This window comes from Lysobacter sp. TAB13 (assembly GCF_052113885.1).
GTDB lineage: Bacteria > Pseudomonadota > Gammaproteobacteria > Xanthomonadales > Xanthomonadaceae > Lysobacter > Lysobacter gummosus.
Map to the genome: position 1 here is coordinate 1 of NZ_JBFRDR010000309.1, position 393 is coordinate 393.

Sequence of the window (393 nt, forward strand, 5' to 3'; positions counted from 1 at the left end):
GCACCGCATTAAGAAACTGGACGTGAAACTCGGTAGAAAAATCGCCGAGTGACGTTCCGTTCGGTCTTTACCTGTTTGCGACAGAGTTCAGATATGGCAAGCGTGGGTGTCCTGCAGGAGCGACGATTGTGCCCGCCTACCGTAAGCTTGCCGTCGCCGGTCTGTGCCTGGCCGCTGGATCCCAGGTTGCTCTAGCGGCCGATCCGGCTCCGGTGCTGCTCAACCCCACTCCGGCCTCCGGCTGGATCGTGACGCTTGGCGGCTCGGGTCAGATCGGTCCCAARTATGACGGCGCAAAGGCCTATGGACCGTCGGGCACGCCGTCGTTGAGCTGGCGGCGGGTTGGCGAACCGGAAGGGTTCAGCGCACCCGACGAGGGGCTGGACTTCGCCC

1 protein-coding gene is annotated in these 393 nt (G+C 63.3%); it reads left to right on the forward strand.

Annotated features, from left to right (window positions below; all coding sequences use genetic code 11):
• Positions 1–128: 128 nt before the first annotated feature.
• Positions 129–393 (forward strand): hypothetical protein (locus tag AB4Y92_RS26295; protein ID WP_441822296.1); only part of this gene is annotated, 265 nt, incomplete at its 3' end.